The organism is Stutzerimonas kunmingensis, from assembly GCF_002929225.1.
GTDB lineage: Bacteria > Pseudomonadota > Gammaproteobacteria > Pseudomonadales > Pseudomonadaceae > Stutzerimonas.
In genome coordinates this window covers 763,250-785,000 of the sequence record NZ_PISM01000018.1, presented here as the reverse complement: position 1 = coordinate 785,000, position 21,751 = coordinate 763,250, and the positions used below count along the sequence as shown (strand labels likewise).

General features: G+C 60.8%; 15 protein-coding genes, 2 tRNA genes, 2 rRNA genes and 1 pseudogene. 15 read left to right on the top strand and 5 right to left on the bottom strand.

Annotation, left to right across the window (positions count from 1 at the left end):
* Window positions 1-4 precede the first annotated feature (4 nt).
* The 4 genes from CW305_RS14330 to rrf all read left to right on the top strand — a co-directional run bounded on the left by CW305_RS14330 (window position 5) and on the right by rrf (window position 3,580).
* Window positions 5-81, top strand: a tRNA-Ile gene (locus CW305_RS14330).
* A 30-nt stretch (window positions 82-111) separates the two neighbouring features.
* Window positions 112-187, top strand: a tRNA-Ala gene (locus CW305_RS14325).
* 253 nt (window positions 188-440) lie between these two features.
* Window positions 441-3,331, top strand: a 23S ribosomal RNA gene (locus CW305_RS14320).
* A 133-nt stretch (window positions 3,332-3,464) separates the two neighbouring features.
* Window positions 3,465-3,580 (top strand): 5S ribosomal RNA (gene rrf, locus CW305_RS14315).
* 425 nt (window positions 3,581-4,005) lie between these two features.
* Here the strand turns inward: rrf and CW305_RS14310 are convergent.
* Window positions 4,006-5,400: a class II fumarate hydratase gene (locus CW305_RS14310; protein ID WP_046622366.1), complete on the bottom strand. Its 1,395-nt coding sequence runs from the start codon at window positions 5,398-5,400 to the stop codon at window positions 4,006-4,008.
* Between the two features lie 146 nt (window positions 5,401-5,546).
* Here CW305_RS14310 and CW305_RS14305 point away from each other — a divergent pair, with 146 nt between their 5' ends.
* The 6 genes from CW305_RS14305 (at window position 5,547) to CW305_RS14280 (ending at window position 12,061) form a co-directional block, all read left to right on the top strand.
* Window positions 5,547-6,053, top strand: a complete 507-nt coding sequence (locus CW305_RS14305; RefSeq protein WP_014820627.1) for a DUF2059 domain-containing protein — start codon at window positions 5,547-5,549, stop codon at window positions 6,051-6,053.
* A gap of 11 nt (window positions 6,054-6,064) precedes the next feature.
* Window positions 6,065-6,361, top strand: coding sequence for a BolA family protein (locus tag CW305_RS14300; RefSeq protein ID WP_014820626.1), 297 nt, complete (start codon window positions 6,065-6,067; stop codon window positions 6,359-6,361).
* Window positions 6,362-6,488: 127 nt separating this feature from the next.
* Window positions 6,489-7,424 carry an oxygen-dependent tRNA uridine(34) hydroxylase TrhO gene (trhO, locus tag CW305_RS14295; protein WP_014820625.1) on the top strand — a complete coding sequence of 312 codons (936 nt, stop codon included), beginning with the start codon at window positions 6,489-6,491 and terminating at the stop codon, window positions 7,422-7,424.
* A 69-nt stretch (window positions 7,425-7,493) separates the two neighbouring features.
* Window positions 7,494-8,102, top strand: a complete 609-nt coding sequence (locus CW305_RS14290; RefSeq protein WP_260465934.1) for a DsbA family protein — start codon at window positions 7,494-7,496, stop codon at window positions 8,100-8,102.
* Entirely contained in the window at window positions 8,095-9,873 is a 1,779-nt protein-coding gene (locus CW305_RS14285) for an ABC transporter ATP-binding protein (protein WP_104098200.1), read from the top strand. The genes CW305_RS14290 and CW305_RS14285 overlap by 8 nt, the downstream gene beginning before the upstream one ends.
* A gap of 235 nt (window positions 9,874-10,108) precedes the next feature.
* Complete coding sequence (locus CW305_RS14280) at window positions 10,109-12,061, top strand: methyl-accepting chemotaxis protein (protein WP_104098199.1); 1,953 nt, start codon at window positions 10,109-10,111, stop codon at window positions 12,059-12,061.
* Between the two features lie 45 nt (window positions 12,062-12,106).
* Here CW305_RS14280 and CW305_RS14275 read toward each other — a convergent pair whose 3' ends face one another.
* Window positions 12,107-13,150: a metal-dependent hydrolase gene (locus CW305_RS14275; protein WP_104098198.1), complete on the bottom strand. Its 1,044-nt coding sequence runs from the start codon at window positions 13,148-13,150 to the stop codon at window positions 12,107-12,109.
* A gap of 136 nt (window positions 13,151-13,286) precedes the next feature.
* Between CW305_RS14275 and arfB the strand changes: the two genes are divergently transcribed.
* The gene (arfB, locus tag CW305_RS14270) at window positions 13,287-13,700 is read left to right on the top strand and encodes an alternative ribosome rescue aminoacyl-tRNA hydrolase ArfB (protein ID WP_003297653.1); all 414 of its coding nucleotides are present in this window, start codon (window positions 13,287-13,289) and stop codon (window positions 13,698-13,700) included.
* A 37-nt stretch (window positions 13,701-13,737) separates the two neighbouring features.
* Here arfB and CW305_RS14265 read toward each other — a convergent pair whose 3' ends face one another.
* The 3 genes and pseudogenes from CW305_RS14265 to CW305_RS14255 all read right to left on the bottom strand — a co-directional run bounded on the left by CW305_RS14265 (window position 13,738) and on the right by CW305_RS14255 (window position 17,469).
* Window positions 13,738-15,054, bottom strand: coding sequence for an MFS transporter (locus CW305_RS14265; RefSeq protein WP_045666038.1), 1,317 nt, complete (start codon window positions 15,052-15,054; stop codon window positions 13,738-13,740).
* 128 nt (window positions 15,055-15,182) lie between these two features.
* Window positions 15,183-16,506 (bottom strand): annotated as a pseudogene (locus tag CW305_RS14260) (DUF2254 domain-containing protein).
* Window positions 16,507-16,578: 72 nt separating this feature from the next.
* Window positions 16,579-17,469 (bottom strand): LysR family transcriptional regulator, encoded by an 891-nt coding sequence (locus CW305_RS14255; protein ID WP_104098197.1) that lies wholly within the window; start codon window positions 17,467-17,469, stop codon window positions 16,579-16,581.
* Window positions 17,470-17,594: 125 nt separating this feature from the next.
* Here CW305_RS14255 and CW305_RS14250 point away from each other — a divergent pair, with 125 nt between their 5' ends.
* From CW305_RS14250 to CW305_RS14235, 4 genes are all read left to right on the top strand, one after another.
* A complete protein-coding gene (locus CW305_RS14250) occupies window positions 17,595-18,416 on the top strand; it encodes an HTD2 family dehydratase (RefSeq protein ID WP_101275443.1) in 822 nt (273 codons plus the stop codon).
* Between the two features lie 249 nt (window positions 18,417-18,665).
* A complete protein-coding gene (locus CW305_RS14245; RefSeq protein WP_104098196.1) occupies window positions 18,666-19,829 on the top strand; it encodes an acyl-CoA dehydrogenase family protein in 1,164 nt (387 codons plus the stop codon).
* A 115-nt stretch (window positions 19,830-19,944) separates the two neighbouring features.
* Window positions 19,945-20,337 (top strand): VOC family protein, encoded by a 393-nt coding sequence (locus CW305_RS14240; protein WP_104098209.1) that lies wholly within the window; start codon window positions 19,945-19,947, stop codon window positions 20,335-20,337.
* Window positions 20,334-21,686 (top strand): MmgE/PrpD family protein, encoded by a 1,353-nt coding sequence (locus tag CW305_RS14235; RefSeq protein WP_104098195.1) that lies wholly within the window; start codon window positions 20,334-20,336, stop codon window positions 21,684-21,686. The genes CW305_RS14240 and CW305_RS14235 overlap by 4 nt, the downstream gene beginning before the upstream one ends.
* The last annotated feature ends 65 nt before the right edge of the window (window positions 21,687-21,751 follow it).

Genomic DNA, 21,751 nt, shown 5'->3' with positions numbered 1-21,751 from the left:
GATTGGGTCTGTAGCTCAGTTGGTTAGAGCGCACCCCTGATAAGGGTGAGGTCGGCAGTTCGAATCTGCCCAGACCCACCAATTGTCATGGGATGTGGCCGATCTGTAGATGGGGCCATAGCTCAGCTGGGAGAGCGCCTGCTTTGCACGCAGGAGGTCAGCGGTTCGATCCCGCTTGGCTCCACCATTAACTCGAAAATCGCTGAAAGCTCAGAAATGAGTGCTGCTTACGCATCCTGTGATGTGTGAGGGTATTGATTTCTGGTCTTTGCGCCAGAACTGTTCTTTAAAAATTTGGGTATGTGATAGAAGTAGATTTGAGTGGTCACTTTCACTGGTGATTATTCAAGTCAAGGTAAAATTTGCGTGTTCTCTATGCAAATTTTCGGCGAATGTCGTCTTCACGTTATAGACAGTAACCAGATTGCTTGGGGTTATATGGTCAAGTGAAGAAGCGCATACGGTGGATGCCTTGGCAGTCAGAGGCGATGAAAGACGTGGTAGCCTGCGAAAAGCTTCGGGGAGTCGGCAAACAGACTTTGATCCGGAGATGTCTGAATGGGGGAACCCAGCCATCATAAGATGGTTATCACACACTGAATACATAGGTGTGTGAGGCGAACCAGGGGAACTGAAACATCTAAGTACCCTGAGGAAAAGAAATCAACCGAGATTCCCTTAGTAGTGGCGAGCGAACGGGGATTAGCCCTTAAGCTTCTTTGATTTTAGCGGAACGCTCTGGAAAGTGCGGCCATAGTGGGTGATAGCCCTGTACGCGAAAAGGTCTTAGAAGTGAAATCGAGTAGGACGGAGCACGAGAAACTTTGTCTGAATATGGGGGGACCATCCTCCAAGGCTAAATACTACTGACTGACCGATAGTGAACCAGTACCGTGAGGGAAAGGCGAAAAGAACCCCGGAGAGGGGAGTGAAATAGAACCTGAAACCGTATGCGTACAAGCAGTGGGAGCCTACTTTGTTAGGTGACTGCGTACCTTTTGTATAATGGGTCAGCGACTTATTTTCAGTGGCGAGCTTAACCGAATAGGGGAGGCGTAGCGAAAGCGAGTCTTAATAGGGCGTCTAGTCGCTGGGAATAGACCCGAAACCGGGCGATCTATCCATGGGCAGGTTGAAGGTTAGGTAACACTGACTGGAGGACCGAACCGACTACCGTTGAAAAGTTAGCGGATGACCTGTGGATCGGAGTGAAAGGCTAATCAAGCTCGGAGATAGCTGGTTCTCCTCGAAAGCTATTTAGGTAGCGCCTCGTGTATCACTGCTGGGGGTAGAGCACTGTTTCGGCTAGGGGGTCATCCCGACTTACCAAACCGATGCAAACTCCGAATACCAGCAAGTGTCAGCACGGGAGACACACGGCGGGTGCTAACGTCCGTCGTGAAAAGGGAAACAACCCAGACCGTCAGCTAAGGTCCCAAAATCCTGGTTAAGTGGGAAACGATGTGGGAAGGCTTAGACAGCTAGGAGGTTGGCTTAGAAGCAGCCACCCTTTAAAGAAAGCGTAATAGCTCACTAGTCGAGTCGGCCTGCGCGGAAGATGTAACGGGGCTCAAACCAGGTACCGAAGCTACGGGTTCAACGCAAGTTGAGCGGTAGAGGAGCGTTCTGTAAGCCTGTGAAGGTCAGTTGAGAAGCTGGCTGGAGGTATCAGAAGTGCGAATGCTGACATGAGTAACGACAATGCGAGTGAAAAACTCGCACGCCGAAAGACCAAGGGTTCCTGCGCAACGTTAATCGACGCAGGGTGAGTCGGTCCCTAAGGCGAGGCTGAAGAGCGTAGTCGATGGGAAACGGGTTAATATTCCCGTACTTCTAGTTACTGCGATGGGGGGACGGAGAAGGCTAGGCCAGCAAGGCGTTGGTTGTCCTTGTTTAAGGTGGTAGGCAGAGATCTTAGGTAAATCCGGGATCTTAATGCCGAGAGCTGATGACGAGCTTTCTTTTAGAAAGCGAAGTGGTTGATGCCATGCTTCCAGGAAAAGCCTCTAAGCTTCAGGTAACTAGGAACCGTACCCCAAACCGACACAGGTGGTTGGGTAGAGAATACCAAGGCGCTTGAGAGAACTCGGGTGAAGGAACTAGGCAAAATGGCACCGTAACTTCGGGAGAAGGTGCGCCGGTGAGGGTGAAGTATTTACTACGTAAGCCCATGCCGGTCGAAGATACCAGGCCGCTGCGACTGTTTATTAAAAACACAGCACTCTGCAAACACGAAAGTGGACGTATAGGGTGTGACGCCTGCCCGGTGCCGGAAGGTTAATTGATGGGGTTAGCGCAAGCGAAGCTCTTGATCGAAGCCCCGGTAAACGGCGGCCGTAACTATAACGGTCCTAAGGTAGCGAAATTCCTTGTCGGGTAAGTTCCGACCTGCACGAATGGCGTAACGATGGCGGCGCTGTCTCCACCCGAGACTCAGTGAAATTGAAATCGCTGTGAAGATGCAGTGTATCCGCGGCTAGACGGAAAGACCCCGTGAACCTTTACTATAGCTTTGCACTGGACTTTGAATTTGCTTGTGTAGGATAGGTGGGAGGCTTTGAAGCGTGGACGCCAGTTCGCGTGGAGCCAACCTTGAAATACCACCCTGGCAACTTTGAGGTTCTAACTCTGGTCCGTTATCCGGATCGAGGACAGTGTATGGTGGGTAGTTTGACTGGGGCGGTCTCCTCCTAAAGAGTAACGGAGGAGTACGAAGGTGCGCTCAGACCGGTCGGAAATCGGTCGTAGAGTATAAAGGCAAAAGCGCGCTTGACTGCGAGACAGACACGTCGAGCAGGTACGAAAGTAGGTCTTAGTGATCCGGTGGTTCTGTATGGAAGGGCCATCGCTCAACGGATAAAAGGTACTCCGGGGATAACAGGCTGATACCGCCCAAGAGTTCATATCGACGGCGGTGTTTGGCACCTCGATGTCGGCTCATCACATCCTGGGGCTGAAGCCGGTCCCAAGGGTATGGCTGTTCGCCATTTAAAGTGGTACGCGAGCTGGGTTTAGAACGTCGTGAGACAGTTCGGTCCCTATCTGCCGTGGACGTTTGAGATTTGAGAGGGGCTGCTCCTAGTACGAGAGGACCGGAGTGGACGAACCTCTGGTGTTCCGGTTGTCACGCCAGTGGCATTGCCGGGTAGCTACGTTCGGAAGAGATAACCGCTGAAAGCATCTAAGCGGGAAACTTGCCTCAAGATGAGATCTCACTGGAGCCTTGAGCTCCCTGAAGGGCCGTCGAAGACTACGACGTTGATAGGTTGGGTGTGTAAGCGCTGTGAGGCGTTGAGCTAACCAATACTAATTGCCCGTGAGGCTTGACCATATAACACCCAAACAATTTGGCTGTTAGACGGAAAGTCGACAAACAGGCCGAAAATCTGCACGAACACGCAATACCGATTCATCACATACCCGATTGGCTGCAGCGGCTAAACCCCGAGGCAGCAACTGAATTGCTTGACGACCATAGAGCGTTGGAACCACCTGATCCCTTCCCGAACTCAGTAGTGAAACGACGCATCGCCGATGGTAGTGTGGGGTCTCCCCATGTGAGAGTAGGTCATCGTCAAGCTCCTTTCCCAAACCCCCGACCCGCGTAAGCTGGTCGGGGGTTTGCTTTTGGGGCAGAGAAAGGTATTGAGCTATGGGAAGAGCATTTAGCGCGTGCCTACGAAGTGCCTTCCGCCAACCCTTCAATTGCATTGCTGCATTGCAAGCTTATAAAGTTCATTCAGGTCGGATGCTTTGGGGTAGTGTTAAAAGAAGCCTGCCCCCGACAACCACGTAGCGTTCAGTCCTAACACCCCGAAGTGCTGGAGCAGAGCCAGCCGTTGGGTCTTGGCCGGCACTAGCTAATGCTTGAGCTGGAGCCGCCCGCAGCTGTCGTCTAGATACATTGCTCCGGCCGGTCTTAGGCAGCCCCAGCCGGCACAGCGCGCGACCTAAGGTTGGCGGCAGGCGTGTTGAGAGCACACAGCAGACGCTTCCGCTACACCGTTATTCCCTTTGTCCGGCTTCAAGCATCGTCTCTGGACGAACCCATTGATCGAACTCCTCGCTGGTAAGGTAACCAAGCTCCATGGCTGCTTCGCGCAATGTGGTGCCTTGCGCATAGGCCTTCTTGGCGATTTCAGCTGCCCGGTCATAGCCGATGTGAGGATTCAGTGCGGTTACCAGCATAAGCCCACGTTCCAGATGCTCGGCCATACGCGCCGGGTCCGGCTCTAATCCGGAAATGCAATGAGCGTTGAAGTTGCGGCATCCATCGGACAGCAGTTGGACCGATTGAAGCAGGTTATGAATGATCACCGGCTTGAATACGTTCAATTGCAGATGTCCTTGACTCGCTGCAAAGCTGATCGTCATGTCATTGCCCATGACCTGGCAAGCGAGCATTGATAAGGCTTCGCATTGGGTTGGATTGACCTTGCCGGGCATGATCGAACTACCTGGTTCGTTGGCTGGCAATCGCACCTCAGCGAATCCCCCGCGCGGACCGGAGCCGAGCAGACGAAGATCATTGGCCAACTTCATCAACGCGACGGCCAGCGTCTTCAGCGCACCGGACATCGCGACCAGCGGCTCATGTCCGGCCAGCGCGGCGAACTTGTTTGGGGCAGAGACGAAGGGGAGGCCCGAGAGAGCGGCCAGCTCCGCTGCGATGGCTTCGGCGAAGCCGTGCGGCGAGTTCAAACCGGTGCCTACCGCAGTACCCCCCTGCGCCAGTTCATAAACAGCCGGCAGGCACTGACGGATCGTGCGTTCGGCGATATCGAGCTGCGCGACGAACGCCGACATCTCCTGGCCGAAGGTAATCGGAGTTGCATCCATCAGATGGGTGCGTCCGGTCTTGATCAGCTTATTGTGTCGCACTGCAAGCTCTGCCAATCCACCGGACAGTTCTGCAATGGCAGGCAGCAGTTGGCTATGCACGGCTTTGGCGGCCGCAATGTGCATCGCTGTCGGGAAGCAGTCGTTGGAGCTCTGCGCGCGATTAACGTGATCGTTCGGATGGACTGGCGCCTTGCCGCCTCGGTTGCCGCCCGCCAGCTCATTGGCGCGACCCGCGATCACCTCGTTGACGTTCATATTGCTTTGCGTGCCGCTGCCGGTTTGCCAGACGACCAGCGGAAACTGGTCGTCGTGCTGACCATGCAGAACCTCATCCGCGGCTTGCTCGATCAGGCGCGCGATGTCGGGCGGCAGATCACCAATTCGATTGTTTACACGCGCTGCAGCTTTCTTGATCAGCGCTAACGCATGCAGCACCTGAATCGGCATTCGCTCGCTACCAATCGCGAAGTTGCTCAGCGATCGCTGCGTCTGTGCGCCCCAGTAAGCCTGTTCCGGTACTTCGACTTGCCCCAGACTGTCGGTCTCTATACGCGTCATGCCATGCTCCTGCTCAATATTGCTGGTTAGGCTGCCCTGCGGCATCGGCAGTTCCGTAGCTTTGCCTTCGGCCGCTTGAGGCATTGGAACTCCGAGCGCAGAATGTGTCCATTGAGGGCTACCTATAGCCAGCCTAAGGATTTCCAATGTCGACTTTTCGTGTCCAGACCCTGCGCGCTGCAGCGCTGTTCATCTGTATCAGTTCATCGGCTTTTGCCGATAGTGCGAGCCATGCGGGAAGTGCAGAACGTTTTCTGCAGCTTGCCAATGCTGACCGGCTCGCCGTACCTGTTTATGCCCAAGTGCAGCAGATGTTTGCGCAGCGTTTTGCCGAAGCGCAGGCGCCAGATACCAAGAAGGCGCTGCTCGAGCGCTATCAGGCTCAGGCCAATACTGCTTTGGACAAGGCTATAGGGTGGGACAAGCTGAAGCCGGATCTGGTCGCTTTGTACACCAGCCAGTTCTCTGAAACGGAACTGAATCAGCTGATCGATTTTTATGAGTCGCCACTCGGCAAGAAGATGCTCAGCAAGCTGCCGGAGCTCAATGCTCGCTCGGCTCAGCTTACCCAGGTCAAGTTGGAAAGCGCGGTGCCGGAAGTGAATAACCTGCTGTCCGAGATGACGGCCGAACTCGAGAAACAGAAGCCTTAAGAGACCCTGCTATGCGTAAGCTCGATTTGATCCAAGACGCCCTGCAAGCCTTGCAGCCCGAGCACCTTGAAGTGCTCGATGAAAGCCACACACACAGTCGCGGGCAGGAAACCCATTACAAAGCCGTGATCGTCAGCGAGCAGTTCACCGGACTGAATTCGGTCAAGCGCCACCAAAAGGCTTATGCCGCGATGGGGGCACTGATGCAACAGATCCATGCCCTTGCGCTGCATACCTATACGCCTGAGGAGTGGGCGCAACAAGGCACGGCCCCGGCATCACCGGTTTGTGCTGGTGGGCATAAATAGCGCGCCGTCTCGCACGGGACCATTCTTGCCGTTCTTTGTTAGACTTCCTCCCCGCGCCGGCCCACGCCGGCGCTTTCGTTTGTATCCGGTCCACCCTTTACGCGGGTGACCACTGGCGGAAGTACCCATGACACGAAAAATCGTTGTGGCAGCGCTGTACAAGTTCGTATCGCTGCCCGATTACGTTGCGCTGCGCGAACCCCTGCTCGAAACCCTCACGCACCTTGGCATCAAGGGCACCTTGTTGTTGGCCGAGGAGGGTATCAATGGCACGGTCTCCGGTACCCGCGAGGCCATCAATGCGCTGCTTGAATGGTTTCGGCTCGATGACCGCCTTACCGACATCGACCACAAGGAATCGTACTGCGACGAGCAGCCTTTCTATCGCACCAAGGTCAAGCTGAAGAAGGAGATCGTCACGCTCGGCGTTGAGGGTGTCGATCCGAATCGGCAGGTTGGAACCTATGTCGAGCCGCAAGACTGGAACGCGCTGATCGCCGATCCGGAAGTGTTGCTGATCGACACCCGTAACGACTACGAAGTGGCAATCGGTACGTTCGAAGGTGCGGTCGACCCGAAGACCAAATCGTTCCGAGACTTTCCTGACTACATCAAGGCTCACTACGACCCGGCAAAGCACAAGAAGGTCGCAATGTTCTGCACCGGCGGCATTCGCTGCGAGAAGGCGTCGAGCTATATGCTTGGTGAGGGCTTTGAGGAGGTTTATCACCTCAAGGGCGGCATCCTCAAGTATCTGGAGGAGGTGCCGGAGACGCAAAGTCGATGGCAAGGCGACTGCTTCGTGTTCGATAACCGCGTGACCGTGCGGCATGACCTCAGCGTCGGCGAGTTCGATCTGTGCCATGCCTGCCGCGCACCGCTATCCGTGGAAGATCGGCAATCGGAGCACTACGCTGCGGGTATCAGCTGTCCTCATTGCTGGAATACGCTGAGCGAAAAAACGCGCGCCGGTGCTCGCGAGCGGCAGAAACAGATCGAGCTGGCACGTCAGCGCAACCAGCCGCATCCCATCGGCCGTGACCTCCGAGAACTGGATCGCTGAAGCCAACTGGCCGTGCGTCGGCCCACCAGGTAGTTGTGGAGTCTCGAAGTGGCCCGACTGATCTATGTGATGGACCCAATGTGCTCATGGTGCTGGGGATTCGCGCCGGTAATGACGGCGCTGGCCGAGCAAGCCGCGGCTCAGGGCGTATCGCTAGAGCTGAGGGTGGGCGGGCTGCGTCGCGAGCAGGGCGTTATGGATCAGGCAGGGCGGCAGCGCACGCTGTCCTACTGGCAGGCCGTGCACTCGGCGACAGGTCAGTCGTTCAATCTGGATAAGGGCTTGCCTGACGCGTTGATCTACGACACGGAGCCCGCCTGCCGTGCGCTTGTCGCTGCTCGCAGCCTCGATGAATCTCGCGTCTGGTCGCTGTCATTGGCGATTCAGCAGGCGTTCTACCAGCACGGGTTCGATGTGACCCTGCCAGCGGTGCTGGTGGACCTGGCCGAGACCGCAGGTCTTTCGCGGAGTCAGTTCGCCGAGCGTTATGACGACCCGGCCACCAAGGCAACCACCGTGGCTGACTTCACCTGGGTCGAGAACCTCGGCATTGCCGGCTTCCCCACACTGCTGGCCGAGCACGAAGGGCAACTGGCGCTGGTCACCAACGGCTATCAACCGCTGCCTGCACTAAGCCCGCTACTGGAACGCTGGCTGGAGCGTAACGCCCATGCCTGACCAACTCAGCTGGGCAGAGATACGCCGGCTCGCATTGCACCATCGCAAAGCGCTGATCCTGGCGAATCTGGTTGCCGTGCTGGCGACGCTCTGCAGTGTGCCGATTCCGTTGCTGCTGCCGCTGTTGGTCGACGAGGTGCTGCTCGGAGCGGGCGACTCGGCGCTGCAGATCATGGATCGCTTTCTGCCTGCCAGCTGGGAAACCGCTGTTGGCTATATCGGGCTCATGCTCGGCGTGACCCTAGTATTGCGGTCTTCTGCGCTGGTGTTCAACGTGCTGCAGGCGCGCCTGTTCGCTCGGCTTTCGAAGGACATTGTTTATCGCATTCGCGTGCGCCTGATCGAGCGGCTCAAGCGCATTGCTCTGGCGGAATACGAAAGCCTCGGCGGCGGCACGGTGGCGGCACACCTGGTCACTGATCTGGAGACTATCGACAAGTTCATCGGCGATACGCTCAGCCGTCTGCTGGTGGCCGTGCTGTCGATTTTCGGCACGGCGGCCATTCTGGTGTGGATGCACTGGCAGCTGGCGTTGTTGATTCTCCTGTTCAATCCGCTGGTGATCTACGCCACGGTGCAGCTGGGCAAGCGCGTGAAGCACCTGAAGAAGCTGGAGAACGACAGCACGTCGCGCTTCACCCAGGCGCTCACGGAAACCCTCGACGCCATCCAGGAAGTGCGCGCCGGCAACCGGCAGGGATTCTTCCTCGGTCGCCTGGGTTTGCGCGCGCGGGAGGTACGCGACTACGCGGTTGCTTCGCAGTGGAAGACCGACGCGTCCAACCGTGCCAGTGGCCTGCTGTTCCAGTTCGGCATTGACGTGTTTCGCGCCGCGGCAATGCTCACTGTGCTGTTTTCCGATCTGTCGATCGGCCAGATGCTGGCGGTCTTCAGCTACCTCTGGTTCATGATCGGTCCGGTGGAGCAACTGTTGAGCCTGCAGTACGCCTTCTACGCTGCCGGCGGTGCGCTGGGCCGCATCAACCAGCTGCTGGCGCGTGCGGACGAGCCGCAGTACGCCGGGGGACGCGATCCTTTCGCCGGCCAGACGACGGTGGCGATCGATGTACGAGGTCTGCGCTTTGCCTATCAGGATGAACCGATTCTCGAAGGGCTTGATCTCAGCATCGCGCCGGGCGAGAAGGTCGCAATCGTCGGGGCCAGCGGTGGCGGCAAGAGCACCTTGGTGCAACTGCTGCTGGGTCTCTATCAGCCGCAGGCCGGGCAGATCCAGTTCGGCGGCGTGCCGCTTGAAGAGATCGGGCTGGGCACTGTGCGCGACAACGTTGCAGTAGTGCTGCAGCATCCCGCACTGTTCAACGACAGCGTGCGAGCCAACCTGATGATGGGCCGCGAGCGAGATGACGACGCCTGCTGGCGGGCGCTGGAGATCGCTCAGCTGGCCGATACCATTCGTCAATTACCGAACGGTCTGGATAGCATCGTCGGCCGTTCCGGTGTGCGTCTGTCCGGCGGTCAGCGGCAGCGCCTGGCCGTAGCACGCATGATCCTGGCCGAGTCGAAGGTCGTGATTCTCGATGAAGCCACCTCTGCGCTGGATGCGGCGACGGAGTATGCCCTGCACCAAGGCCTCAATCGTTTCCTTCAGGGGCGTACGACGCTGATCATTGCCCATCGCCTGTCGGCGGTGAAACAGGCGGATCGCGTACTGGTCTTCGACGGTGGCCGCATCGCCGAAGACGGCGGCCACCAGCAGCTCATCGCCGAGGGTGGGCTTTACGCTCGGCTCTATGGGCACCTGCAGCACTAGCTGTCGCAGGCACGTCATTCACCCGCAGCGGGTCACCGAGTTCGCTGCTGGGGCTTGGCCGAAAGCCGCAGCTGATCCGCACCCATAGGTGGACATCCTGGCGTCGGCCGCGAGAGGGGAAGGTCGTTGGCACTTACCGTCAGTCTTAAGGCGCCAAAAATATCCAGCCGCAACGCTCAACTATTAGTAATCTCTGCCGACTTCCCGTTCGTGCCTCTTTTGTGGAACTTCTCTGATGGAACCAGTGCTGAATTCACTCACTAATCTCTCGGTCGGCAAAAAGCTCATCGGTGGTTTCGGCCTGGTACTGCTGCTCACGCTTGGAGTGGCCGGTACCGGGTTCGTTGCCGTCGATGAAATCCTTGGCCGGGCCCGGCAGATCGAGCAGCTTTCCAGCGTCAACGCCTCCATTCTGGCGGCGCGTGGTGCCGAGCGGGACTACGCGCTGACCCGTCAGTCGTCTTCGGCCGAGGCGTTGCATGGCTCGCTGCAGCAACTGAATCAGAAGCTCGCTGGCCTGACCACCAGCTCCGATGCCGCCGAGCGGGCCTATCTGACGCGGATCAGCCAGGGTGCGGATGAATACGCGCAAAAGTTCGACCGCTACATGCAGCTGATCGAGCGCGGCGTGGCGCTACGTACGCGGATGCAGGAGGCCGCTCAGGTCAGTCGCGAGGAGTTCGAGTTCATCGAGCTGGACATGTACGACGCAGTACGGGTGCTGCGGCTGGAGGGAGATCGGCTCAAGGGAAGCGATCCGCTGACCGTCGCCGAAGCGACTTCGGGCCTGACCAAGCAGATCCTGGACATGCGTACCCTGGAGAATGTCTACGTTGCCAACAGCTCGGATGAAGCAGCCACCAGCTGGAGCGACTTGCACGGGAACGTGACGACCATCGGCAGCAATCTCAAGATCTGGCTGAACGATGACCAGAAGGCTTCCATGGACAAGGCTCTGGCCGAGCTGGATCAGTACAGGCTGGCGTTCGACGAGTTTCGTCAGAATCGTAGTGAGCGCCTCGCGCTGGAACAGTCGATGGCCCAGCAGTCCGAGGTCGTGATCGCTGCTGCCGACGAGGCCTTGGCCAATGCCAGCAGCGCCATGCAGCAACAGAAAAGCAGCAGCTACATGTTGCTCGGCGTGATTGGCGCGCTGGCCATTTTCGTCGGCATGCTGGCCGCCACGGTGATCTCGCGAATGATCGTCGGCCCGCTTCGCAGCACCGTCCAGCAGGCCCAGCGGGTCGCCAGCGGTGATCTGACGTACTCCGCGGCAAGCTCGCGTCGTGACGAGGTAGGGCAACTGCAGAACGCCATGCACGACATGACCGAAAGCCTGCGCAATCTGATCGGCCGCATCGGTGGCGGCGTCAGCCAGATCGCTGCAGCCGCCGATCAGCTCTCGGCCGTGACTGCGCAGACCAGCGCCGGCGTACAGACTCAGCGCGTCGAGACCGAGCAGGTGGCCACCGCGACGCACGAGATGGCTGCGACGGTGCAGGAGGTTGCACGCAATGCCGAGCAGGCTTCCATTGCCGCGCGCCAGGCGGATCAGCAGGCGCGGCAGGGCGATCTGGTGGTGCAGGATGCCGTCGGACAGATCGGCAACCTGGCCGGCGAGGTGAATCAGTCGGCGCATGCGATCGAAGCGTTGCACGCCGAAAGTGGACGCATCGGCAGCGTGCTCGAGGTGATTCGAGCGGTTGCCGAGCAAACCAATCTGTTGGCACTCAATGCGGCCATCGAAGCGGCCCGTGCCGGCGAGCAGGGCCGCGGCTTCGCCGTGGTGGCTGACGAGGTTCGTGCCCTGGCGCGGCGTACCCATGATTCCACCGAGGAAATCGAGGGGCTTATCGCCAACCTGCAGCGGGTTGCGCAGCAGGCGGTGGAGCAGATGCAGAGCAGCCGTGACCTGACACAACGGACCGTAGATCTGGCCAACGAGGCCGGCGTCGCGCTTGGGCGCATCACGGAGTCGGTTTCGACCATCGAGCAGATGAACCAGCAGATCGCGGCAGCTGCCGAGCAGCAGAGCGCCGTGGCCGAGAACATTTCCGAGAGCGTGACCCGCGTGCGGGACATCGGTGACCAGAGCGCCAGTGCCACCGAGCACACCGCCAGTGCCAGCGCCGAGCTGGCACGCCTGGGACTGGAATTGCAGGAACTGGTTCGTCAGTTCCGCACCTGACCCGCGTAGGAGGGTATGCGGCTCAAGCTCCTTGAGCCGCTTTCTTCAGCGACCGCCGTTCAGTTCAGCGGCCCAGGCGGCCAGAGGCAGCGCTGGCTCCTGCTGCCAGATGCGCTGCCACAGGCTGACCAGGCGGCTCATGTCGCCCCGGTTGGCCGGCAGTCGTTCGGGTTGCGCGATAAGCTGCCAGCCTTCGGCAGAGCGCTCTGCCAGCGGAAAGCGGAATGGATGAAAGCCGGTCATGCCCAGCCGCAGGTCGGTCACCAGTAGCTGATCGCCATCCACGTCATAGCGCAGCACGTTTCCGGTAAACCACTTCAAGCGTTCGTGCTGCTCTGAGCCATTGAGCTCGGCGGCCAGCTGCGCGTTGCGTGGAAGCCGCACGAGGCTGGGTGGTGCAGAATCCCACCAGCTGACCAGCGTTTCGTAATAGTGCTCGCCATCCACCAGAATCACCCGCCACAGCAGGCTGTTGAAGGGTGTTGGTGTGCTGAACATTTGCTCCGCCTGGATCCCCTGGCTAGCCATGGTCGCCTGCACGCGGTGCTCGGCCATCTGTTTGCCGGCCAGGGTGAACCCCAGGTAACAGGTGGAAATGGCCAGGGCGTAGGCGGGCCATCTGGCCCTGCGTCCGCTCAGGCCAAACAGCAGACCCGCCAGCACCGCAATGAGCAGTGGCACGCTGTACAGGGGGTCGATGATGAACACGCTGGACCAGGCGATAGGAGGCGTGGTCAGTGGCCAGAGCAGCTGCGTGCCATAGCTGGTGAAGGCGTCCAGCAGGACGTGAGTGATCAGCACCAACCAGATGCTGAGGAACAGGCGTGTACCGGTGTATCGCTCGTCCGGGCGGAATCGCCTGATCAGCCAGGTCAGCAGAACGGCGAGCAGACTCAGCACGAACAACGAATGGCTGAAGCCGCGGTGATAGGTCATGTTGGCGACCGCATCGCCGTAGTCGATGACCACATCGAGGTCCGGCAGGGTCCCGAGCACCGCGCCGTAAACGAGCGCCTTGCGACCCTGCCAGCGACCGAGCATCGCGCCTTGTACACTGGCACCGAGTAGAGCCTGGGTGATCGAGTCCATGTTCAGATCCGTTGGGGCGGGCGTTTACCTTAGCCGAACGGCTGCCGGCAGCTGACGGCCAATGTTCTAAAAAGTGTGTCAGTGGCGCGCAGGTCATAGGACAATCACCGACACCCATCGTCCGCCGCGAGCTTTCATGCTGGAAATTTCCAATGCCGTGCAGTTGCCGGATGCCGAGATCGAACTGACTGCCATCCGCGCCCAGGGTGCGGGCGGGCAGAACGTCAACAAGGTTTCCAGCGCGTTGCACTTGCGCTTCGACATCCAGGCGTCGTCATTGCCGCCGTTCTACAAGGAGCGGCTGCTGGCCCTGCGCGATAGCCGGATCACCAGCGAAGGCGTGGTCGTCATCAAGGCGCAGCGGTATCGAACCCAGGAGCAGAACCGCCTCGATGCGCTGGAACGACTGGCGGAACTGATTCGCAGCGTGGCCAAGGTGGAGAAGGCGCGCCGCCCGACCAAGCCGACGCTCGGCTCGAAGAAGCGCCGGCTCGAAGGCAAAACCAAGCGCGGCGCGATCAAGGCAGGGCGGGGCAAGGTCGACTTCTGATCGGCCTGTGTCGCCACGCTGCCCGCGGAGCAGCCGGCTACAGGGTGCCGGTCCGTGGTGGAATCGGCTCTTCCTGCGCGACCGGATGCTCGTCGACCATCTCCGCCTCGTTGGCCGGTGCCGCAGTTGCTTCGACTTCCGGGGTGTCGGGCATCAGCTCCAGCACGGTGTGGCTGGTACGCAGCATGGGTGTGAAATGACCGTGCGGCTCGGTTACCAGATCCACCACGCGGCGCGGACGCCAGAACGAGTAGATCGCGAGGATGCCCAGCGACACGGCGAAGAACAGCGGCAGGGCGATGTGGCCAAACAGGTGCATCAGACCACCGGCGACCACCGGGCCGAACGCCGCACCGAAGCCGTTGGCCAGCAACAGGCCGCTGGAACCGGAAAGAATTTCGTCCGGGTGCAACTGATCGACCATCTGCGCAACGGCGATCGAATAGATCGAAAATGCTAGCCCGCCCCAGAGAAACATCAGCCCCAGCAGCAGCGAGCCGGACAGGATCGGTGTGATCACCAGCGCCAGGACCGCGGCGATCGCTACCACCCAGAGCAGCACGACGCGCCGGTCATGCTTGTCCGAGAACAGCCCGATCGGCCATTGCAGCACCGCGCCGCCGAGAATCGTGATGCTCATCAGCAGGCCGACACCGGCGGCATCGAAACCGACCTGGCTCGCATATACCGGCGCCAGGCCCCAGAAACCGCCCAGCGTGAGCCCGGAAATACCGGCCGCCATCAACGGTAGCGGGGCGATGCGCGCCAGTTGCAGCAAGTCGGTGGCTGGCATGTCCGGCAGCGCAGGTTGCGCCTGGCGGGTCAGGGTGATCGGCATCAGCGCGCTGCTGATGAGGATGGCGGCCAGCGCGAACAGCGTGAAATTCATCGGTGTGTCGAGGCTCAACAGCTGTTGGGCAGCCGCCAGCGCGCCGAGGTTGACCGCCATGTACAGCGCGAACACTTGGCCGCGCTTCTCGCCGCTGACCTGCGCGTTCAGCCAGCTTTCGATGACCATGTACAGCGTGACCAGCGACACCCCGTAGAGCACCCGCAGCACCAGCCACACCCACGGGTTGACGATCAGCACGTGCACCAGTACGGCGACCGCCGCCAGCGCGGCATAGAAGGCGAAGGTGCGGATGTGGCCGATGCGGCGGATCAGCGAGGGCGCCAGCCAGGTGCCGATCAGGAAGCCGGCAAAATAGCCGGACATCAGCAGACCGATCATGCCGGTGGAGTAGCCTTCGGCAACGCCGCGCAGGGTCAGGAGTGTGTTGAGCAGCCCGTGGCCGAGCAGCAGCAAAGCTACTCCGCCCAGCAACGAACTGATGGGGGCAATCAAGGACTTCATGTCGAACAACCCTAGGCAACTAATACGGTGATGGCAACCTGCTTGTCTGCGGGCCACCGTGAAACATTATGTGCGGACGATGTGCTCCGCTGGGCTCTGCCGCCGGTTGCTTGGGCAGTTTTTCCCGTTCAGGATTCCGCGCACATCGGACTTTCCAGCGGAGCGTTGTGGCTGATGGCCTCGTTGAGCTGCTGCACGGCAGCGTCTATTGCCTCGCGGTCCGGCCGCAGGGCGATGCTTTCCTTCGCCTTGTCGAGCACTGCCTGCGCATGCGCCAGCAGAACGGCTTCGGTTTCGGGCTCAGGATCGAAGAACAAGAGGTTCTTGAAGCACTGCAACAGGCTGAGCACGACCTGGGTATCGCCGCCGCCATAGTGCCGTGGCGGCCCCAGTACGGCCAGGAGCATCTGTTGCAGCTCCAGCTCGCGAATGTATAGCCGCGGCGGTTCGTCCGGCTCGCTGGCAACGTCGAAATCCGGCAGCTTCAGGCGCTCGGCGAACAGCACGCCAAGCATGTCGATCGCCTTGATCGCCGTGCCCGGGTCATTGATGCCGGGGCTGAGTGCCTTGGTGGCGATCTCGGTGATCTGCTTGAAGCCGAAGAAATAGTGTTGGTTGGGGTATTCCTCCACATAGAAATCGAAGGCATCGAGCAGCGTGTTGACCACCTCGTCGTCGGCCTCCTGGCTGAGCCTGAACAAGGGGTGGCCTGGCATCACAAAAAAGCCGTTGTGCACCTGGATGGTCATGGACAGGTTGCGCTCTTTAAGCAACGCCTTCGCTGTTGAAGGCTTTGAAGTAGCCTGCACGGGTGGATCGAATGACGTGCCAATCCTGGTCATCCGGCCACTGCGGGCACTTGCTGAACTGTCCGAATTTGTTCTGCAGCGCCTTAAGCTCCTTCAGAGCCTTCTTGAACAGGTTGTTGAGGATGAAATCGACCTGGATGGACTGCGAGATCTCTCGGATGAACGCGATGAAAAGGCACAGGCTGACGATCCCCAGCCCCAGCGCGAGAAAGATGCCGAGGCTCGGGATGTTGATGTCGTCGCCTTCCTGAATAGTCAGGATCAGCAGCAGCGAGTCGATGATGGTGCCCAGATAGATTCCGAGGATGAACTGGTGGTTGCGGCTGCTGATCAGGCTCGGGATGACGCGTGGCGAGAGTGTCGAGGACGCCGCGTTGAGCACTACCATCACCATGCTGAAACTGAACACCATCAGCGAGACGATGCCGCCAACCAGGGTGCCGAGGATTAGGCGGGCATTTTCCGCGTTGTTGACCAGGCCAAGTTTGATGTCCTCCTTGTAGACCTGCAGGTAGGTCATCTCCAGCCAGATGCTGATGACGCAGAGCAGCACCAGGCCGAGCGTGATCAGCGCGGGGTAGAAGGCAATACTGCTGACGATGCGCTGGTAGAGGCGAAACAGGCGATTGTTAGACGTAGCCATGCAGGGCTTCCGGATTGCGGTGCGTACCGGTTTCGGCAGTGCTGATGGGCAAATGTTCGGTAGGCCGGGATTTCAGAATTGCGTGGGGACCAGGGTTGCAATCAGCGCACGCACGCTACCGGGCAGCGCGTCCAGTTCGCGAATCAGAATGCTGCGCTCGCGCACCGCCCAGGGTTCGTCCAGTGCCACCAGCGCAAGCTGCATGGTGCGGCTGTGCCGCCTTGCCGCGGATTCGGGAATGATGCCGATGCCCACACCGGCCTCGATCATCCGGCACACCGCTTCGAAGCTGGAGACCTGGATGCGCAGCGATAGCTGACCACCGAGTTTTTCCACCTGATCGCGCAGGAAGGTCAGCAGCGTGCTGCCTTCGTGCAGGCCGATGTGCTGATAGGCCAGCGTCTGGCGCAGCGTGAGCTGTTGCTCGCCTACCAGCGGATGGCCGATCGGCACGGCAAGCAGCAGGCGGTCGGTGCTGAAGTGCAGCACCTGCAGGCCCTCGGCGCGTACCGGCCCGGCGATGATGCCCATGTCGGTGCTGCCGTCGAGCACGCCACGGACGATGTCGCGGCTCAGCCTTTCCTGCAGGTCCACCGTGACGCCGGGGTGCTCGGCAAGAAAGCCGGCCAGCACTTCCGGCAGAAATTCGGTCACCGCGGTGGTGTTGGCGAAGATACGGATATGTCCGGCCGAATCGGTGCCGTATTCGGTGAACTCGCTTTTCAGATAATCGACCTGACGCATGATCAGCCGTGCGTGCTGCAGCAGCTTGTGGCCGGCCGGCGTCAGCTCGACACCGCGGCTGTCGCGATAGAGCAGGCGGCTGTCGAGCTGGCTTTCCAGCGCCTTGATGCGAGCGCTGGCCGCTGCCGGTGACAGATGGGCACGGCGCGCGCCCTGGGTCAGGCTCGGGGATTCGGCGATATGGATGAACAGACGCAGGTCCGCCAGATCGAAATGCATGCTTGATACCGGAACTTGGAACGGCGTTCAGCTTAGCCGAACGCTGGTGTCGGTAAATACAAATTCACGGAACGCCGCCGTCGTAGCATTCTCCAGCGAAACAAAGACAACGACCGGAAGCCGCAATGACCGATATCTCTGCCTGGATTGGCCGCAGCGAAGAAGTGCACGACCAGCTCAGCCGCAACCTGCTGATGCGCATCGCCGCCACATTCGGCGAAACAACGCCCGCTCATGGCGAGGCGTTGCCGCCGTTGTGGCAATGGTGCTTCTTTCAGGAGCCCATCGCCGAGAGCGGCCTGGGCGAGGACGGTCACCCGGCGCGCGGCGGCTTCCTGCCCCCGGCCGATAACCGCAACCGCATGTGGGCCGGCGGCCGGGTCGAGTTTCTTCGTCCGCTGGAGGCCGGTGGCGAGGCGCGGCGGGTATCGACCATCAAGCACATCGAGGAAAAACACGGGCGTACCGGTGCGCTGCTGTTCGTCACCGTGCAGCACGACTACTTGCAGGACGGTCGTCTGGCCATCCGCGAAGAGCAGGACATCGTCTACCGTGAGCCCAGCCCACCGAAGACCAGCAGCGGCGAACCCATGGTTGCCGGTGGCTGGCGCGAGGCGGTAACGCCGACGCCGACGCTGCTGTTCCGCTATTCGGCGGTCACCTTCAACGGCCATCGCATCCATTACGACTGGCCCTACGTCACCGAGGCCGAGGGCTATGCCGGTCTGGTCGTTCACGGCCCGCTGATCGCCACGCTCAACCTGCGCGCCTTTTGCCGCGCCAATCCCGATGCCCGCCTGCGCCGCTTCGCCTACCGCGGCCTGCGCCCGCTGATCGCACCGCAGCCGTTCGAGGTCGGCGGGCGCATTGTCGCGCCGGGCAATGCCGAACTCTGGGCCGGCGATCACAACGGCCTGGCGCAGAAAGCCGAAGTGGAATTCGACTGAGGTGTATGGCGGGACTCCGCCCCCTCACCCTAACCCTCTCCCCAAGGGGGCGAGGGGACGGCATCTGCGGGGTGGTCAGGGGCGCAGGTGATAGTCGTCCCGCGGAAGAAAGTCTGGTGAGCCTCAAGCTGAGTGCGCTACCGGGCAGTCCAGCCAAACGCGAATGCAGCCCCCTCTCCCGGAGGGAGAGGGCTGGGGTGAGGGGGAGAGGCAAGCCACTCGACATCGCCCGTTTTCTGAGGAACTGAGATGAACCCGAACAAGACCGAAGAACTCAACGCCATCCGCGAAGGCGTGCGTGCCCTCTGTGCCGAATTTCCCGCCGAGTACTGGCGCAGGATCGACGAGGAGAAGGGCTTCCCGGAAGCCTTCGTCACCGCCATGACCGAGGCCGGATGGCTATCGGCGATGATCCCGGAAGAGTACGGCGGCTCGGGCCTGGGCCTGGCCGAAGCCTCCGTGATTCTCGAGGAAGTGAACCACTGCGGAGGCAACTCCGGGACCATCCACGGGCAGATGTACAACATGTTCACCCTGCTCAGAAACGGCAGCGAGGAGCAGAAGCGCTACTACCTGCCGAAGCTGGCCAGCGGCGAGCTGCGCTTGCAGTCCATGGGCGTGACCGAACCCACCACCGGCACCGACACCACCAAGATCAAGACCACCGCCGTGCGCCGGGGCGACAAGTACGTGATCAACGGGCAGAAGGTGTGGATCTCGCGCATCCAGCACTCGGACCTGATGATCTTGTTGGCACGCACTACGCCGCTGGCCGAGGTGACGAAAAAGTCCGAAGGCATGTCGATCTTTCTCGTCGACCTTCGAGAGGCCATCGGCAACGGCCTGACCGTGCAACCCATCGCTAACATGGTCAACCACGAAACCAACGAGCTGTTCTTCGACAATCTGGAAATCCCCGCTAGCAGCCTGATTGGCGAGGAGGGCAAGGGTTTTCGCTACATCCTCGATGGCCTCAATGCCGAACGCACGCTGATCGCCGCCGAGTGCATCGGCGACGGCCGCTGGTTTGTCGAGAAGTCCGCCGCCTATGCCCGCGACCGCGTGGTGTTCGGCCGGCCTATCGGGCAGAACCAGGGTGTGCAGTTCCCCATCGCTGAAGCGCATATCGAGATCGAGGCGGCGGACCTGATGCGCTGGCGCGCCTGCGAGGAATACGACAGCGGCCGCAATGCCGGAGCCGCGGCCAACATGGCCAAATACCTGGCGGCCAAGGCCAGCTGGGAGGCAGCCAACGCCTGCCTGCAGACCCACGGCGGCTTTGGCTTTGCCAACGAATACGACGTCGAGCGCAAGTTCCGCGAGACGCGGCTGTACCAGGTGGCGCCGATCTCGACCAATCTGATCCTGTCGTACGTGGCCGAGCACTTGCTCGAGCTGCCGCGCTCGTTCTAACGGAGCCAAACGTAGGGTGGAAAACGGCGAAGCCTTTTCCACGCATATCGAACAGGCGACACGGGTGGTGGAAATGCTTCGCGATTTCCACCCCTACGAAAAAGGGAAGTGCGTCATGAATATCAGTCATCTCGACCATCTGGTCCTCACCGTCGCCGACCTCGAGGCCACGATCGACTTCTACACCCGCCTGCTCGGCATGCAGGCGGTGACCTTCGGCGAAGGGCGCAAGGCGCTGGCCTTCGGCAACCAGAAGATCAACCTGCACCAGGCCGGGCGCGAATTCGAGCCCAAGGCCGAGCGTCCGACGCCGGGTTCGGCGGACCTCTGCTTTATCGTCGCCACACCGCTGGATCAGGTTATCGCCCATCTCCAGGCGCAGCAGGTCGCCATCATCGAAGGTCCGGTGCAACGCACCGGCGCCACCGACCCGATCCGCTCGGTGTACCTGCGCGACCCCGATCTGAACCTCATCGAACTGTCCAACTCAATGGAGCCTCGCGCATGAGCCAGCACACCCAGGCGCTGACCGAATTCCTAGCCGGGCTCACCTACGAGCAGATCCCCGAGCCGGTGCTCGCTCGCACCGAAGACCTCTTTCTCGACTGGCTCGGCTCCGCGCTGGCCAGCGCAGGCTCGCATCCGATTCCGCTGTTCGAGCGTTACGCGCAGAGGATGGGCCCGGCCGACGGGCCGGCGCGCATTCTGGTCAACGGCCAGAGCAGCTCGGCCTATTTCGCCGCGCTGGTGAATGCCGCCAGCTCGCACCTGGTGGAGCAGGACGACCTGCACAACAGCTCCGTGCTGCACCCCGCCACGGTGGTGTTTCCCGCCGCGCTGGCGGCGGCGCAGGATCTGGGCAAGTCCGGTCGCGAGCTTCTGGTGGCCTCGGTCGCCGGCTACGAGGCGGGTATCCGCATCGGCGAATTCCTCGGCCGCTCGCATTACCGCATCTTCCACACCACCGCGACGGTCGGCACCCTGGCCGCGGCGGTGGCCGTCGGCAAGCTGATGGATTTCGACCAGCAGCAGTTCACCCATCTGCTCGGCAGCGCCGGTACGCAAGCGGCGGGGCTGTGGGAGTTTCTTCGTGACGCGGCGGACTCCAAGCAGCTGCACACCGCCAAGGCGGCTGCCGATGGCCTGCTCGCCGCCTACCTGACCGCCGATGGCCTGACCGGCGCGCAGAACATCCTCGAAGGCGAGCAGGGCATGGCGGCGGGCATGTCCCGCGATGCCGAGCCGAGCAAGCTGTCCGACCGGCTCGGCACGCGCTGGGCGCTGGCGGAAACCTCATTCAAGTTCCACGCCTCCTGCCGGCATACCCACCCGGCGGCCGATGCGCTGCTGGCGCTGATGCAGCGCGAAGGGCTCGGGGCCGATGACATCGCCTCGGTCACCACCCGCGTGCACCAGGGCGCGATCGACGTGCTCGGCCGCGTGACGGTGCCGCAGACGGTGCATCAGGCCAAGTTCTCCATGGGCACCGTGCTGGGGCTGATCGCCCTGTACGGCAAGGCCGGCCTGACCGAATTCCACAGCCATGCGCTCAGCGACCCGCGCGTCGGCGAGTTCCGCGAGAAGGTCTCGATGACGCTCGATCCCGAGGTGGACGGCGCCTACCCGGCACGCTGGCTCGGTCGCGTCGAAGTGACCACCGCCGATGGCCGCACACTGCACGGCGCCATCGACGAGCCCAAGGGCGACCCGGGCAACACGCTGAGCCGCGCCGAGCTGGAGGACAAGTTCCGCCGCCTGGCGCAGTTCTCCGCGGCGCGCAGCGATGACGAGGCGGGCGCGCTGATCGATACGGTCTGGCGCCTGCGCGAGCTGCAGCGGCTGGACGCGCTGGCCTGAACGTAGGGTGGATGGCGGCGACGCCTCATCCACCAGAACAACACCAGGGTTGCAGGGACTTGAAC

Coding starts and splice junctions, on each gene's coding strand:
- trhO (WP_014820625.1), top strand. CDS start 6,489: ATGACACGAAAAATCGTTGTGGCAGCGCTGTACAAGTTCGTATCGCTG.
- CW305_RS14265 (WP_045666038.1), bottom strand. CDS start 15,054: ATGAAGTCCTTGATTGCCCCCATCAGTTCGTTGCTGGGCGGAGTAGCT.
- CW305_RS14310 (WP_046622366.1), bottom strand. CDS start 5,400: ATGACGCGTATAGAGACCGACAGTCTGGGGCAAGTCGAAGTACCGGAA.
- CW305_RS14275 (WP_104098198.1), bottom strand. CDS start 13,150: ATGGACTCGATCACCCAGGCTCTACTCGGTGCCAGTGTACAAGGCGCG.
- CW305_RS14280 (WP_104098199.1), top strand. CDS start 10,109: ATGGAACCAGTGCTGAATTCACTCACTAATCTCTCGGTCGGCAAAAAG.
- CW305_RS14300 (WP_014820626.1), top strand. CDS start 6,065: ATGCGTAAGCTCGATTTGATCCAAGACGCCCTGCAAGCCTTGCAGCCC.
- CW305_RS14240 (WP_104098209.1), top strand. CDS start 19,945: ATGAATATCAGTCATCTCGACCATCTGGTCCTCACCGTCGCCGACCTC.
- CW305_RS14255 (WP_104098197.1), bottom strand. CDS start 17,469: ATGCATTTCGATCTGGCGGACCTGCGTCTGTTCATCCATATCGCCGAA.
- CW305_RS14235 (WP_104098195.1), top strand. CDS start 20,334: ATGAGCCAGCACACCCAGGCGCTGACCGAATTCCTAGCCGGGCTCACC.
- CW305_RS14250 (WP_101275443.1), top strand. CDS start 17,595: ATGACCGATATCTCTGCCTGGATTGGCCGCAGCGAAGAAGTGCACGAC.
- CW305_RS14245 (WP_104098196.1), top strand. CDS start 18,666: ATGAACCCGAACAAGACCGAAGAACTCAACGCCATCCGCGAAGGCGTG.
- CW305_RS14305 (WP_014820627.1), top strand. CDS start 5,547: ATGTCGACTTTTCGTGTCCAGACCCTGCGCGCTGCAGCGCTGTTCATC.
- CW305_RS14285 (WP_104098200.1), top strand. CDS start 8,095: ATGCCTGACCAACTCAGCTGGGCAGAGATACGCCGGCTCGCATTGCAC.
- arfB (WP_003297653.1), top strand. CDS start 13,287: ATGCTGGAAATTTCCAATGCCGTGCAGTTGCCGGATGCCGAGATCGAA.
- CW305_RS14290 (WP_260465934.1), top strand. CDS start 7,494: ATGGACCCAATGTGCTCATGGTGCTGGGGATTCGCGCCGGTAATGACG.